Here is a 15,305-nt window from a genome sequence, read left to right on the forward strand (position 1 = left end):
GATGGTCTTTCATCTATATCTAGAAATCAACACTATTTTAAATTAGAGAATTATTTAACCTGTTTTATATACTTAAGTGTTTTAGAGAATAGCTAAAAATAATCAATAAATCTGTAAAAATAGACAATCTACATTGAGGTATGAAAAGGTTATAATATAGTTATATTTTAAAAACTATGATTTGAAAAAATGGGGGAATTAGAGATGAAGCCAAATATTATTTTAATAATGGTTGATCAGATGAGAGGAGATTGTTTAGGGGTTAATGGTAACGAGTTTATAGAAACTCCTAATCTAGATATGATGGCTAGTCAAGGATATAACTTTGAAAATGCATATACAGCTGTACCAAGTTGTATTGCGGCTAGAGCATCAGTTTTAACTGGTATGAGTCAAAGAAGTCATGGAAGAGTTGGATATGAGGATGGAGTTAAGTGGAATTATGAAAATACCATAGCTTCAGAATTTTCCAAGGCAGGATATCACACTCAATGTATAGGGAAAATGCATGTTTATCCTGAGAGAAATCTTTGTGGGTTCCATAATATTATGTTGCATGATGGATATCTTCATTTTGCTAGAAATAAAGATGGAAAGTTAGCAACACAGGAAGAACAATGCGATGATTATTTGAAGTGGTTTAGAGAGAAACAAGGTCATAATGTTGATTTAGTTGATATTGGACTTGATTGTAATTCATGGGTTGCTAGACCGTGGGGATATGATGAACAATTACATCCAACAAATTGGGTTGTTAATGAATCAATAGACTTTTTGAGAAGAAGAGATCCAAGCAAACCATTTTTCTTAAAAATGTCATTTGTTAGACCACATTCACCATTAGATCCACCACAATTCTATTATGATATGTATAAAGATGAAGAATTACCAGAACCATTAATGGGAGATTGGGCAAAGCAGACTGACGAAGATAATAGAGGAAAAGATATAAATTGTATAAAAGGTTTAGTTAATAAGAAGGCATTAAAGAGAGCTAAAGCAGCCTATTATGGAGCTATAACACATATAGATCATCAGATAGGAAGATTTTTAATTTCACTAGGAGAATATAATCAACTTAACAATACTATATTCTTGTTTGTATCAGACCACGGTGATATGATGGGAGATCATAATTGGTTTAGAAAAGCTATTCCATATGAGGGAAGTGCTAGAGTTCCATTCTTCATATATGACCCAGGTAATTTATTAAATGGAAATAAAGGACAAACTTTTAAAGAAGTTTTAGAGCTTAGAGATATAATGCCTACGCTTTTAGACTTTGCTGATATAGAGATACCAGATACTGTAGATGGTTTAAGTTTAAAGGACTTAATAATAGGTGAAGATGAAACTTGGAGAGAGTATGTTCATGGAGAACATTCTTTTGGTGATGATTCAAATCACTATATAGTAACTGAAAAAGATAAGTTTTTATGGTTCTCTCAAAGAGAAGAGGAACAGTATTTTGATTTAGAAAAAGACCCAGATGAGTTAGTTAATCTTATAAATAATGAAGAATATAAAGAAAGAATTGATTACTTAAGAAGTCTTCTTATAAAAGAATTAGAAGGTAGAGAAGAAGGCTATACTGATGGGAAAGTTTTATTAAAAGGAAATCCTGTTGGGTCATTAAAACATATAAAAAGCTAGTTTAAGTGAAAAAATAGGAAACTAAATGGGGGAGCCCTTTAGTTTCCTATTTTATATTTGTGCTAATTTTTTCACTGAATAATTATATTTTTATAATAAGCTAAGAATTAAACAAGAAAATCTCTCAAGTGTTTCATAAATGTAACATTTGAGAGATTTAAATTATACGTTTGAATTTTTTAGGTTAGATAAGATATTCATTATAGTTTTTCTATCTTCAGCAGCTAAGAAAAAGTTGTATTTATCATAAATTTTAAATTGGCTATTATCAAACTTTTTAGTTGATATTGCTTTTGAAAATTTAGGCATATTATCAGAAACATAGTCTGATAATACGAAGTCTATAAATTTCTTGGCCATTTTTTCATGCTTTGAGCCTTTTATTAAGGCGATTGAATCTACATTCCATCCAGCATTATCTGGAACTATGCTAACTAAGTTGTTAGAAGACTTATCTTCTATAAGTTGGTCACTTAGAAAATTAACAGTTAATAAATATTCTCCTGATGCAACTCTTTGAATTGAGTTAAATCCACTTACGGTAGTAGATGCTACATTATTGTTAAGTGACTTTATAAACTCTATAAACTTTTCTTTACCTAATTCTTGGTATAAAGATGCCATTAAGGTGTAACCTGTACCAGATGTTTGAGGATTAGGAAGTATTATCTTTCCTTTAAATTCTGGATTAAGCAAATCAGAAAGTTTTGTTGGATATTTCATAGAGCTACCAAATTCTGTTTCCCATAGGTTTTTATTTAGGCCTATTGAAAGAGGAGTAATTTGAAAGCCTGTCCAGTATCCTCTTAAATCTTTGTATCTAGCTGGAATATTATTAGCTGATGGAGAAGAATAAGGCTCAAGAGCATCATTCTTCTTTAAAATTTCATAGCCATCACAGGTTCCACCTATAAAAATGTCTCCTTCTGGATTACCTTTTGTATCAAGTATTCTTTCAACGGCTTCTTCAGTAGGAAGTTTTATATATTCATATGTACAGCCATATTTGTTTTTGAAATTTTCAAGAAGATATTTACCTTCTTCTTCTCTAAGAGAACCATAAACAACAATATGATTCATGTCGGCAGTTCTATTTATAGCCTTTTCTTTCTTTAATTCAGATAAATATACAAAAGAGAGAATTAATATTATTCCTAAAAGAAGTAAAAATTTCTTATTTAAATATTTCTTCATTTAAATCCCCCTTTAGATAAATATTTTTTCCGTTTTCATCACCAAGATATTGTATGATTACATAGTCATCATAAACATCTATGTAGAATGTATTATTTGATATCCCTCCTAAATCAGCATATCTATACATAACTAGATGATTTTTAGGAGGTTCGCTTAAATCTGTTTTTAAAAAGTCTTTGTTATCCTTCATTATTCTTAATTTTTTAAAGCTTTCAATAAGTAGTGTTTTTGATTCTGGGGATAGTATTTTTAATTCCCCATCTTGTCTAAATTTTATTAAGCTATCAGAACTAGCCAATAATGAAGTAAGGTTATTTACAGTATAAAAAGCATCTTTAAGATTATTTCTTAAAATATTTATTAAGTAGGAGTCATTTGAGTAACTCTTATCATTAATTTTAAGATTATTAGAAATCTCAAAAGAAGTCTTTTCCCCATTTAAATAATAAATTTCTCCTGATATAGAAAATGTGTTTTCTAGTGGTAAGCTATTATCTTTAGTATTATGGTCTGAGGAAATTTTATTAAAGTAATGAAGTAGTTCATTTAACTCAGACTTATTTAATATAGAAGTTGTCCCTAAATATTTATTAGTTAGGGTTATTTTATCAGGTATTTTAATGTTAAGTTCAACCTTATTTTCCTGAGGACTTTTTATTACAGTTAAATTATTATAAAGACTTTTAGAATAATGCATATAAGCTATGAAAATAAGTACAACGAAAAATAGGTATATAATTAATGTATTTTTAAAGTTCTTAATCATTATTCTCCTCCTTACCTGACAAGTTTTTTGAAGTAAAGAAGGAGAGGGTAGCTTTAGTACCAACATCTAAAGTACTTTCGATATTGAAATCATAGTTTTGACTTTGCATTATATCCTTGCAAATTTTAAGTCCTAATCCATTTCCCTTTTTGCTTTTATATTCATCTTTTATCAAGAAGCCAGTCCCATCATCTTCAATGATAACATCAACTTTATCTTGAAATCTTTCAGAACGTATAGTTAGGGTTTCGCACCCACTATATTTTATAGCATTATCTATTATATTTATAAAAACTTGTTTAGTCTTATTGTAGTCACCATAGATAAAGAAAGATTCATAGTTTCTTTCAACCTTTATGTCATAGTTATCAAGTTTTATTTTAAGTATTTTTAAACACTCATCTATTAAAGCTTTGATATCTATATATGTATATTCTATTTCAAAGTTATCTTTATTACTTTTAGCTAAAAGTAGGATTTCTTCAACTAAAGTCAGAAGTCTTTTACCTTCTTTCTCTATAAGCTTAGAGCTTTGATCTACTCTTTCTTTATCATTAAGTTTTGGTATTATTTCAGAAAAGCCTATTATGGCTGTAAGTGGTGTTTTAAATTCATGAGATACATTATCAAAAAAGTTTTTTTGGCGAAGTTTAGCAGACTTTATTTCATTTATGTATTTATCCAGATTTTCACTCATTAAGTTAAAAGTATTTGCTAAATCCTCAACTTCATCACCACTTTTTATATGTAATTCTTCTTTAAAATTACCTTCAGAAATATTTTTAGACTTCTGTTTAAGAATAATTAAAGGACTAACTAATTCTTTAGCAAAGGTATTTATTAAGAAGATTGCTAAAATAATAGCTGCAATACCACTTATAAGGAATATAGTTAAGGTATTATTTAGTATCTCGGCAGATTCTGTATCTGATAATATTAATCTTAAAGCACCATATTCTTTACCCTCATAAAAAATAGGACTAGATAAAAATATGGTTGGAGTATCATTTATTTCTTTTACTATGTATGCTGTTTTCCCTTTTAAAGCTTCATTTATATCTGTTTCAAACATTGATACTTCATTTGAAGATGAGTCATATATAATTTGGGCAGAGTCACTTATTAGTTGAATTCGCACATTATATTTTTCACTTAGATTAGAAGCTATAAAGGGCGCATTATCTCTTATAATATCTTCCTTAGTAGGGTCTTGGTTTGAAGAAAGTAGATTAAGTATATAGGATTCTGTAGTTCTACTTTTATCAAGTAAGTATTCAATCGAATTATTTAATAAGTTCTTATTTAAAGCATTATATGTAATAAGAAATATAAAAAATATTATGGGCATGATTATAGCTAAATTTGTTAGAATGATTTTTTGTTTTAAGTTTAACTTGCTATTCTTTATCATCTAATTTATAACCAGCCTTATAAAGTGTTTTTATGTAATTTTGACAAGGACCTAATTTTTTTCTAAGTCTCTGTATAAGTATATCAACAGCTCTTGTGGTACCTTCAAAGTCATATCCCCAAATTTTACTTAAAAGTTCTTCCCTCGAAAAAACTTTATTTTTATTTTGGCAAAGACATTTTAGCACTTCAAATTCTTTAAAAGTTAAGTTAACGTATTCTGAGTCAATTAAAGCTTTTCTTTCATCCAGTAGAAGAGTTAAATCTCCAACTATTAAATCCTTTACTTCTTTCTTTGAAGAAGTTGAAATATGCTTACTAACTATATTTATTCTTAATAGTAATTCAGTACTATTAAATGGTTTTGTAATGTAATCCTCAGCTCCAAGTTGAAGACCTAAAAGTTTATCATTGATATCACTTTTAGCAGTTAACATTATTATTGGTATATCATCAATATTTTTGATTTTAGGAATTAGATTAAAGCCACTTATATCCGGAAGCATAGCATCTAATATTATTATGTCTGGTTTTTCTTTAATGACTAATTCTAAAGCATCTAGAGCATTTTCAGCTGTAATAGGAGTATGTCCTTCTATTTCTAGATTCATTTTTATTAGTTGTAAAATACTAACTTCATCATCTACAACTAGTATTTTCATAAATATTCCCTCCTTATGGTTAGAATATAATTTATCACATACCTTTAATTTTAACATAAAATTTAGTTGTTAATGAGAAAATGTGATTTTATTTTATTAAAAATGTCTTTGGATAATCTTTATAATGATTAGAACATATATTAGTATTAATACTTTAATTAGAAATTTTATATTTTTAAAAATTGTAAGAATTCTACGATTTAATTGAGAAAAATCATATTAATCAAATTAAACATTGAAATTCACTCTTAATCTTTGAGAAAATGATTTGAAATATATTGAAATAAATACTATAATTGGTTTTAAATGCATGATGGGATAGGGGGACTTAATAATGTTATCTTATGAATTTTTATTTGATCTTGCGCTTATATTAATAAGCACGAAGCTGTTTGGATTAATAACTAAAAAGGTTCATATGCCACAAGTTGTAGGGGCTTTGGTGGCAGGAGTTGTTTTAGGGCCAGCAGTATTAAATGTTTTATCAGAAACTGAATTTATTCAGCAACTTGCAGAGCTAGGAGTAATAGTACTAATGTTTACAGCTGGCTTAGAAACTGATATTAAACAATTAAAAAGAACTGGAAAGGCATCATTTATAATTGCTGTACTTGGAGTAATTATTCCTTTGGTAGGAGGATTTTTTATTGCAAGTATATTTAATAAGGGTGCAGATATAAATACAGTTTTACAAAATATATTTATTGGTATTATACTTACAGCTACATCTGTTAGTATTACAGTTGAGACTCTTAAAGAAATGGGAAAACTTAGTACAAGAGCAGGAAATGCAATATTAGGAGCTGCTATAATAGACGATATTTTAGGAATTGTAGCTTTGACAATAACAACAAGTTTAGCAGATCCTTCAATAAATGTATTACTTGTTCTGGGGAAAATTGTATTATTCTTTGTTGTATCAGGAATTGGGGGTTACCTTTTCCACTGGGCATTTAATAAGCTTGATGAAAGATATCAAAGAGATATGAGAAGGTTTGTTATTTTAGCATTTGTTTTTTGCTTACTATTATCATTTATGGCAGAAGAATTCTTTGGAGTAGCTGATATTACCGGAGCATTTATAGCGGGATTAGTAATATCAGATTCAAATAGAACAAAATACTTAAATTCTAGGTTTGAGACTTTATCTTATATGTTATTATCACCGATATTTTTTGCTAGTATAGGAATAAAAGTAGAGCTTACAACTATGTCTAAAACAATACTTATTTTTACGGTCTTATTACTATTAGTTGCTATATTAAGCAAGATTATTGGGTGTGGTATTGGAGCGAAGATTTGTAGATATAGTAATAGAGAAGCAATACAGATAGGAACTGGTATGGTTTCGAGAGGGGAAGTTGCTTTAATAGTTGCTAATAAGGGAATTGCTATGGGGCTCATGCTTCCAGAATTTTTAGCTCCAATAGTAATTGTTGTAGTTATAACAACAATAATTACACCTATATTATTAAAAATAGCTTTTAGAGATAAGAGTAAAAATACAATTAGAATTTAATTATATATTAATAAAAATAATGGTGAATCTTAAATAAACTAAAATATATAAGTATATTTATATGTTTTAGTTTATTTTTTTATGGCAAAAAAGTGAAAATTAACAACTTGTGATGAAAGTCCTTCTAAATTTGTTTTATTAGTATTATTATAAAAACATAAATTATTAGGTATATAAATACTAATGGCTTGAGTGTAGAGGTATATCTACATTGAAACGATGGTATTTGTGTTTAATCTTAGGAGGTAATACAGATGAGTAAAGAAATTTTAGATATTGAATTAGAAGAAATCATTCCCTTTAATGATGCAGCTGATATGGAAGAATTCAAAAAATTCCTTAGACAATACGGAATAGAAAGTGAATTAGAAGATACTACATTAGAATATACTAAGAAAAAATTAGAAATGTTAGTTGCTTTAGCTGAAGAGGGAGAAAATCTTACTTTAGCTAAAAATAAAAATGTATTAAAAAGAATATTAGATAATTTAAAAGGTAAAAAAGAAGAAAGAGAAGCTATGAAAGCTTTAAGAGAAGTCTTCAAAGAGTATGAAGAATCTTTAGGTGAAGAATGTGGAGATTTAATTGATACTAAAGAGCTTGATGAAAAAATTAAAGAAGCTTTAAAAGAGTTTAAAAAATATGAACATTTCAAAGCTCATGAAGAACAAATAGCTCAAAAGTGGATTAGAGAAGTAGAAAGAGAAGCTAGGGATGCAAAAAAGCTGCTAGAGTTGAAAAAAGAGAAATTAGAAGAGAACTTAAAAGAGAAGAATAATTATATAAAAAAATAATCATCTAAATATTTAGATGATTATTTTTTTGTATTTTAATATATTTAAATTATAAACTTTGTTTAAAAAAGAATTAAATTATAAAATAAAAAAAGAGTTCTGTTTTTACAGAACTCTTTGTGGTTGCGGGAGCAGGACTTGAACCTACGACCTTCGGGTTATGAGCCCGACGAGCTACCAACTGCTCCATCCCGCGTCATTAAATTGTATCTACTACTCTTTAACTATACGTTAATATCAGGATTAAGTCAAGGAATATTAATATTTATTTTATTAAAAAGCAATATTCCACTTAGAAGTTTTAGGTTTGTGATATATAATGGTTATATAGGGAACGTATATAGAGTTTAGTTGTAGTTCAGGAGGAGAAATGTTTACCAAAGGTTTTGATGAAGCATATGGCAGGGCCTTAGAACTGAAGGATATGTTTTCTTTTGAAAAAGAAAAATATAATGAGGAACTAAAAGTTGAGAATAGAGATATAAAGCATTTAGTTAATAAAATAAATGAAGAAAAAATTTATATCTTAGAAACTCTAATACCTAAATATGCTAGAAATATGAGTATATTGAATAGAAAAGCTATAAAAGCAACTTTAGGAGAAGAAGTTAGTAGCGAATATATGATAAATAATTATGATATGCGACCTATTAAGGAACTATTGTTAGTAGATGATGACGAAAAAACATTAATGTATAATTTAAAAGCACCTTTTATTAAGGTTTTTAAAGTTAATTCAATAAATAAAAATTTAGATGAAGAGATGATGGAAATTCAAGCATCTATAGATGAGATGAAAAAAGTTGTAGAAAATGCAAAAGAAGATAAACAAAAGCTTATAGGTATTTATAAACTTTTATGTTTAGCTACTAATTTAGGGGAAGCTATAGAACAGAGGTTTAGAGATTTTATACCTATGATAGAAAGCAGTAGATTAATATATGGAGATACAGATATAGAGAAGCGTAGTTATAGGATAGCAAATGTTTTGAAATGCTATGAAGGTGTAACTTTGCTTCTTGTTAAGGTTTGTGAAACTAGGTATAGAAAATGTAAAGTAAATAATGCAGTATATGTCAATGAAGTTTTGATCAATGAACACCTAGAAGAATTAAATATGTGGAAAGAATATTTTTATGAGATATAAAAATAGAGATATACTTATAATTTATTATTACCATAATTATTTCTAATTAATAATTATCGTATATTATGATAAAATATAAAATATGAAATTATGGAAAAAATAGAATTTATTAATAAAAGAGGATGTGTGAATATGAATGTATTAGTAACAGGTGGATTAGGTTATATAGGAAGCCACACTTGTGTTGAACTTCTAGAAGAGGGACATAATGTAATAGTTATAGATAATCTTTCAAATAGTAAGGAGTTAGTTAAAGATAGAATTAAAGAAATTACAGGAAAAGATATTAAGTTTTATAAAATGGACTTACTTGACGCAGCTGGAGTTGAAAGCGTGTTTACAGAAAATAATATAGATTCAGTTATTCACTTTGCTGCATTAAAAGCTGTTGGAGAATCAACTATAATACCGTTAGATTATTACAATAATAACTTAGTTAGTACATTAGTACTATTAGAAACTATGAAAAAACACAATGTTAAAAAATTCGTGTTTAGTTCATCAGCTACTGTATATGGAGATTGCAAGATAGTACCTTGCCATGAAGAATGTCCATTATCAGTAACAAATCCATATGGTAGAACAAAACTAATGATAGAAGATATTTTAAGAGACTTATATAAATCAGATAATACTTGGGATATATGCATCTTAAGATATTTTAACCCAGTAGGAGCACATAAGAGTGGGTTAATAGGAGAAGATCCAAGTGGAATACCAAATAATTTAATGCCATATATAACTAAGGTTGCTATTGGTGAATTAAAGGAGTTAAGTGTATTTGGAAATGATTATCCAACTCATGATGGAACAGGTGTTAGAGATTATATACATGTAGTCGATTTAGCTAAAGGACACACTAAAGCTTTAGATAAATTAGTTGAAAATCCAGGTCTTGTAACTTATAATTTAGGAACTGGCAATGGATATAGTGTTTTAGATTTAGTTAAAGCCTTTTCAGAAGCTAGCGGAAGAGAAGTTCCTTATAAAATTGTTGAAAGAAGACCAGGTGATGTAGCAGAATGTTATGCAGACCCAAGTAAGGCTAATAGAGAATTAGGATGGAAGGCAGAATTTGCTATAGAAAATATGTGTGAAGATTCATGGAGATGGCAAAGCAAAAATCCTAAAGGATACAATATTTAATAATCAATTTGAATTTATTTTCCAATTGAATAACATTAAAGTAAATTAATTCAAAGAATCATGAGAAAATTGTTAAACTATAGAGAAAAATATGTAGATTTTATTGAATTTTTAACTAGAATGTGATAATGTCTACATATAGTAAATACTTTAGCGTGTTGGTATTTATTTTGGAATTGGTTGGAGAAGTTTTTCTTCAGCCTTTATTCTTTTTATAGAGAAATTTAATTAATTTATTATCATTGAATTAGTTAAATATATAAAGACTTATAGCAACAAATATTAAATAAAACTTATAAATAATATTAAGAGAAATTCTCAGAAATATATTTGTAAGTTTTATTTTTTTGCTATTTTTTAAAACAAGTCTTTTTTAATTTACATTAATATTTATTATGAAACTCATTATAAATATAGTCTTCTAAACATATATTTTCATATGGAGATTAATAATTTTAGGAGGAATATATTTTATTATGGAAACTATGAATAATATCCTACAATCCTTTTTAACTCAAAATATTTTAGGTTACTTAGGGATTGGTTTAATTTTAGTGGTTATAGTCATTGGTGTTATTTATAACATAAGAGTTAAGAGTAAATACGAGAGATTGATTGAGGATTTTGAAGAAAGTAAATATGTTGAGGTAATTGATGGGGAAATTTCTAATGATGGAAGGATAAAAAGAGAAAGAAAATTTTTAAATAGTGAACTTAAATCAATAGCTGATGATTTTAAGGAAAGTGCAAGAAAAGGAACTGGAAACATAAATACTGAAGTAATAATTCAGAAGAGACTAAATAATAAGGTGTTGATGGAAGAGAACATATCTAACATATTACCATCTATATCTATAGCATTAGGGCTTATAGGTACATTTTTAGGGCTTACAATAGCTATTATGACAACTACTGGTGTATTGTCTTTAGGGACTCAGAGTATGGCTGATTTCTCAAGAGGGATGAATGCACCTTTAGCAAGTATGTCTAGTGCTTTTTGGACAAGTATCTTAGGGGTTATAGGTTCTGTAATACTAAACACTATAAATATAAAAATGAAAAGATCTAAGGAAGATTTTTATGATATATTTGAAGATTATTTAGATAATGAGTTGTTTTCAGTTTATTCTAAGACGGACAAGGATGTAATGGATGATGTTATGAATAAATTAACTAAAAGATTAGATGAATTATTTAATAAAGGAATAAATAATTTGGTTAATGGAGTAAATAGAAATACATTAGATATGACATCTACTTTGAAAGGAATGAATGAGCATATTAAGGGCATGAATAATCATATGAAAGACTTAGAAAATCTTGTATCAGATTTTAGAATTTCAGTAGTGGGAATAAAAACTCCAATAAAGAATTTTGGAGAAAATATAGAGACTTTTAGCAAGATAAGTAATGAATTCTGTAGATCAGTAAGTGTGAGTAATAATAAATTTGGAGTTAATGCTAATAACTTAGAGAAAGGATTTAATGAGCTTTCAAAGTCTATGATGGATAATAGAAGAGAGATGAATAAGTTATGCATGAGATTAGAAGCCCAAAGCAATGAAGTTAAGAGAGGATATAATGCTTTTAATGATGCTTTTAAAGTTATTAAAGAAGAGCAAAATAAAAACAATGATATTGTTTCTAGACAAATAGATAAGCTTAATAATGGATATAGGGAGTTTGAAAAAGGGGTTAATAAGTTTGCGGACAATGTTTCAAATATGAAAAACGAAGTAGCAAATGGTATTTATTATGCACTTCAGAGAGAAACAGAAAGTATTTCTAGCAGTATAGTTAATAAGTTAGATGTTCCATTAAGGGACATAAGCATTGCAACACAAGAACTAAGCAAGAGTACAGATAGAATGAGAGAGATGGGAAAAGTAAGTAATGATTGGCAGAAAAATGATAAAGAAATAGGTAGGTGTTAATCATGAAGGTTAGAAGAAGAAAATATAAGACGGAGCAAGAAGTACCTTCTTATTGGCCTTCATTTGTAGATATGATGACTACTGTTACTTTGGTTTTTTTCTTTATAATGCTTACATCTATTGGAGTATCTAGTATATTTGTAGATAATATTGCAGCTGAAAGAGAAACTATTTATGATACCATTCAAAATGAATTAAATGAGTATGCAGTAGAAGGAGATATAATGAAGTTCAATAGAGAAGAAGGAAAAATTGATATAAAAACTGAAACCTTCTTTGATAGTGATAGTGCTGTTTTAAAGAATGATGGAAAAGAACTTGCTAATGAGCTTGGAAATATATTTTTTAAGCTTTTATCAAATGAGAAAATAAAGGAAGAGATTGAGTATATAGAGATAGTTGGTCATACTGATTTTGCTGGAGGAACTATTCACGGAAGAAGGCTTTCAACTGATAGAGCCATAAGCTTTTTAAATCAAATGATGCCAGAAAATAGTGAACTTGAAAATCTGCATGGAGAAAAGTTCAAAGCTTCTGGTATGTCTGAATTTGAAAATTATGAGACAAAAGAGGAGAGAGACAGAGGTTATTCTGAATATGATATTGAGGAAACTAAAGAGGATAGAAGAATTGAGGTTAGAATGGTATTTAGTAATGAAGATTTAGAAGATGCTATAAAGGAAAGAGAGACAGAATAAAAAAGAGTAGATAGTTTTAACTATCTACTCTTTTTTCATGTTCATCTAAATCTACAAATTGAGTTTTGTTAGTTGTAATAACATATTCTATAAGCTCATTCTGAGTTAGAGGTTTAGAGAAATAATATCCTTGAACTATTTGAAATCCTAGGCTGCTAAACAATTTGAAGTCATCAAAGCTTTCAACTCCTTCTATTACAGAGGTTACATTAAGAGTTTTAGCCATAATAGATATAGATTGTATAATAGCTATTTTTTTGGGAGTTCTAGCATTAATGACAAATTCTCTAGGAACTTTTAGTTCATCAAAGTTAATATTTGAAATTTGGCTAAGAGATGAGTATCCTGTACCAAAATCATCTATAGATATATTAATACCATTTTCTCTAAGTATATTTATGTTTTTAATAGTCTTTTGGTTATTGCCTAATGACACATTTTCTAATATCTCAGTAGTTATTAGATGGTTAGGTATTTCATATTTATGATAAATGTGAAGTATATCACAAATCTTTTCATAAGACTTTATGGTATTTAGTGACAGATTAACACTACATTTTAAATTTATACCTTGGTCTAATAAGTTTCTTTGAAATATGCATGCCTTTTTAAAAACATAAAGATCTAAAGCAGATATTTCTCCTAAATTTTCTGCTATTGGAACAAATTTTGAAGGGGGAATTTTCCCTAATTCATCATGATTCCAACGTAATAAGCTTTCAAAACCAACGACCTTTAAAGTTTCAACAGATATTTTGGGCTGAAAAACTAAATCAAATTTATTATTTAGCAGGTCTGTTTTGAAGTCTTTTTTTAATATGTTTATATGTTCTAAATCAATTTTTAAATTTTCATCATACATAAGAATAGAATTATTAGTTGTATTTATAAGTTTAGATCTCATAAGAGCATAGTCAGTCTCTTGAATTAACAAATCTAAGTTTATTTTTGATGTATTTAATGAATAACCTATATTAAAGTTTATATGTATAATATCTGAATTATGTTTTATGCTTATATCTTCGAAGCTATTAAAGAATTCAATAATTGAATCTATTTGATCAGGTCTAGATATTAATGCAAATCTATTTCCACTATATCTACAGTATAAAATATCTTTTCCAAGTAGAGATTTTAATTCTTTTAGTTTATTAGAAACAGTGATTAATACTTTATCACCTGCAATATGTCCAAATATATTATTTATATCCTTAAAGCTTTTTATATCAATAAAAAATAAAGCATAGTCTCCCTTTTGGTTTTCAAGCTTTTTTAAGAAATAATTTCTACTATATATATTAGTTAGAAAATCAATTTCATTAGCTCTTTTAACACTTTCAATAAGCTTTAAATTATCTTTTCTTAAAATAATATCCCTAGATACAAGGAGTATCATTATTAAAAGAAGAATAATTAAACTCTCTAATCCATTTAAATCTTTATTTATTATAGATGAAGAAATTATGTATATTGCTGCGAAAGTTACAGGAAATATACCTATTGTTAAACTTACCCAAGAGTTATTTATATTCATATAAGAATCATCAAGTAAAGTTTTGCTTATTTCTTTCTCATTATATTTTTCAAGTGTTGAGAAATAGATACTAAGCATAAGTAATAAAGGACAAATAAAGTCTAATGTTATTCCTTGATATAAATAATGTTTATAGAATACTTCACTATTAAAATAAGATATAATGTAGTAATTTAAATTAGAAAAATAAAAATATAATAAAAGTAAAAAACTACTTTTTTTATCACTTCTCAAATAAATTGTTTCCACAAATAAAAGAATTATAAGAAATCCCTTTAAAAAAATATATATACTATTCATGTTTAAGAGAATTAAGCTATAAATTGAGTCATCTAAAAAGTAAAAAGATGAAATAAAGTATTTAGAATTCTCATAAATAATAAATGCAAAAGGAATAAAAGTAAAAAATGTGTCTCTGATTATGTAATCTTTTAAGACGCTATATTTAAACATATCCTTTATAAGCAAATAAATCATTACTGATAATATAATGGATAATATAAGTATTTTTATGCATTTTAATAAGATTATCTGTGAAACAGGGACCTGATCTAAAAATCCTAGTAGATTAACAATTAAAATAAAAAGTAATTGTAGGCTTTGTAACAATATAAAACTTAACCTAATAGTATTTAATAAGTTTTTTGACTGTCTGTTTTTCAATGAATATATTACTCCAATAATGGATTGGGAAATCCAAAATACCAGTGATACAGCCCAGACAAGATAATCCGGAAATATATCTGAACAAGTAAATATAGTAGTCAAAGTAAGACATAAAACTATAAAACTTAAGATAATTTGAATAGCAAAAAATCGTTTTATTTTATAAAAAGGGTTTTCTA

Annotated in this window: 12 protein-coding genes and 1 tRNA gene; 7 read left to right on the plus strand and 6 right to left on the minus strand. The window is 27.3% G+C overall.

From position 1 onward, the window contains the following. The first annotated feature begins 204 nt into the window (after positions 1 to 204). The gene (locus ACQZHJ_RS01635; protein WP_430483810.1) at positions 205 to 1,653 is read left to right on the plus strand and encodes an arylsulfatase; all 1,449 of its coding nucleotides are present in this window, start codon (positions 205 to 207) and stop codon (positions 1,651 to 1,653) included. Positions 1,654 to 1,815: 162 nt separating this feature from the next. On the opposite strand, the gene ACQZHJ_RS01640 is transcribed toward ACQZHJ_RS01635, so the two are convergent. Genes ACQZHJ_RS01640 through ACQZHJ_RS01655 form a run of 4 tightly spaced genes read right to left on the minus strand, consistent with a single transcriptional unit; the run spans position 1,816 to position 5,688 of the window. After that, positions 1,816 to 2,847 (minus strand): ABC transporter substrate-binding protein, encoded by a 1,032-nt coding sequence (locus ACQZHJ_RS01640; RefSeq protein ID WP_430483811.1) that lies wholly within the window; start codon positions 2,845 to 2,847, stop codon positions 1,816 to 1,818. Then, complete coding sequence (locus ACQZHJ_RS01645) at positions 2,828 to 3,616, minus strand: DUF3919 family protein (RefSeq protein ID WP_430483812.1); 789 nt, start codon at positions 3,614 to 3,616, stop codon at positions 2,828 to 2,830. Before ACQZHJ_RS01645 ends, ACQZHJ_RS01640 begins: the two co-directional genes overlap by 20 nt. Next, on the minus strand, positions 3,609 to 5,027 hold the full coding sequence (locus ACQZHJ_RS01650) for a histidine kinase dimerization/phospho-acceptor domain-containing protein (RefSeq protein ID WP_430483813.1): 1,419 nt from the start codon (positions 5,025 to 5,027) through the stop codon (positions 3,609 to 3,611). Before ACQZHJ_RS01650 ends, ACQZHJ_RS01645 begins: the two co-directional genes overlap by 8 nt. Beyond that, complete coding sequence (locus tag ACQZHJ_RS01655; protein ID WP_430483814.1) at positions 5,014 to 5,688, minus strand: response regulator transcription factor; 675 nt, start codon at positions 5,686 to 5,688, stop codon at positions 5,014 to 5,016. Before ACQZHJ_RS01655 ends, ACQZHJ_RS01650 begins: the two co-directional genes overlap by 14 nt. Positions 5,689 to 6,022: 334 nt before the next feature. Here ACQZHJ_RS01655 and ACQZHJ_RS01660 point away from each other — a divergent pair, with 334 nt between their 5' ends. Then, the gene (locus ACQZHJ_RS01660) at positions 6,023 to 7,207 is read left to right on the plus strand and encodes a cation:proton antiporter (protein ID WP_430483815.1); all 1,185 of its coding nucleotides are present in this window, start codon (positions 6,023 to 6,025) and stop codon (positions 7,205 to 7,207) included. Positions 7,208 to 7,461: 254 nt separating this feature from the next. Beyond that, positions 7,462 to 8,001 (plus strand): hypothetical protein, encoded by a 540-nt coding sequence (locus ACQZHJ_RS01665; protein WP_430483816.1) that lies wholly within the window; start codon positions 7,462 to 7,464, stop codon positions 7,999 to 8,001. Positions 8,002 to 8,121: 120 nt separating this feature from the next. Here the strand turns inward: ACQZHJ_RS01665 and ACQZHJ_RS01670 are convergent. Next, a tRNA-Met gene (locus ACQZHJ_RS01670) sits at positions 8,122 to 8,197 on the minus strand. 174 nt (positions 8,198 to 8,371) lie between these two features. On the opposite strand from ACQZHJ_RS01670, the gene ACQZHJ_RS01675 reads away from it, so the two are divergent. The 4 genes from ACQZHJ_RS01675 (at position 8,372) to ACQZHJ_RS01690 (ending at position 12,926) form a co-directional block, all read left to right on the plus strand. Then, the gene (locus ACQZHJ_RS01675) at positions 8,372 to 9,148 is read left to right on the plus strand and encodes a hypothetical protein (protein ID WP_430483817.1); all 777 of its coding nucleotides are present in this window, start codon (positions 8,372 to 8,374) and stop codon (positions 9,146 to 9,148) included. 132 nt (positions 9,149 to 9,280) lie between these two features. After that, positions 9,281 to 10,294 carry a UDP-glucose 4-epimerase GalE gene (gene galE, locus ACQZHJ_RS01680; protein WP_430483818.1) on the plus strand — a complete coding sequence of 338 codons (1,014 nt, stop codon included), beginning with the start codon at positions 9,281 to 9,283 and terminating at the stop codon, positions 10,292 to 10,294. Positions 10,295 to 10,770: 476 nt separating this feature from the next. Beyond that, positions 10,771 to 12,228 (plus strand): hypothetical protein, encoded by a 1,458-nt coding sequence (locus ACQZHJ_RS01685; RefSeq protein WP_430483819.1) that lies wholly within the window; start codon positions 10,771 to 10,773, stop codon positions 12,226 to 12,228. Between the two features lie 2 nt (positions 12,229 to 12,230). After that, positions 12,231 to 12,926, plus strand: a complete 696-nt coding sequence (locus ACQZHJ_RS01690) for an OmpA/MotB family protein (RefSeq protein ID WP_430483820.1) — start codon at positions 12,231 to 12,233, stop codon at positions 12,924 to 12,926. 16 nt (positions 12,927 to 12,942) lie between these two features. On the opposite strand, the gene ACQZHJ_RS01695 is transcribed toward ACQZHJ_RS01690, so the two are convergent. Continuing rightward, the gene (locus ACQZHJ_RS01695; protein ID WP_430483821.1) at positions 12,943 to 14,538 is read right to left on the minus strand and encodes an EAL domain-containing protein; all 1,596 of its coding nucleotides are present in this window, start codon (positions 14,536 to 14,538) and stop codon (positions 12,943 to 12,945) included. Positions 14,539 to 15,305 lie beyond the last annotated feature (767 nt).

Source organism: Clostridium sp. B9 (assembly GCF_050509515.1).
In the GTDB taxonomy this organism is placed as follows: Bacteria; Bacillota; Clostridia; order Clostridiales; family Clostridiaceae; genus Sarcina.